Below are 393 nucleotides of genomic sequence, written 5' to 3' on the forward strand. Positions count from 1 at the left end.
CTCGGGGATTCCCGAGGCGGCGAACCGCGCGTCGAGGTCGCGATCACGGTGCGCGAGCCGGTCTCCCGGCCTCTGGCCGCCCCGGTCGCGACCGCCCCGGAACCGCAGGGCGTGGTGGTGGTCAACGCGGGCGGCGCACAGCAGCGCACCGCCGAGGAGATCGAGACCGCGTCGGGCGTCACGGTGGTGCGACCGCCGGGGTCCAGCCCGAGCGAGGCCGTGGTGATCCGCGTGCCGCCGCCGAGCGCGCCCCGGCTCGCTCCGGCGCCGGATGCACGCATCAGTGAGCAGGGCCGCCACGGCACGATGCCGAAGGTCGGCGAAGGCCGGATTCGCGCCCTCGACGTCTATGCCCGGGTCGAGGAGCCCGGCACCTGTCTCTTATACACAGCT

The 393-nt window shown here is 74.6% G+C and carries 1 protein-coding gene; it reads left to right on the plus strand.

The features are described from left to right. The coding region (locus E0L35_RS25990; protein ID WP_212751733.1) for a hypothetical protein at positions 1-393 on the plus strand (393 nt) is incomplete at both ends.

It is taken from the genome of Halomonas sp. ATBC28, assembly GCF_005937175.1.
GTDB classification, from domain to species: Bacteria; Pseudomonadota; Gammaproteobacteria; order Pseudomonadales; family Halomonadaceae; genus Vreelandella; species Vreelandella titanicae.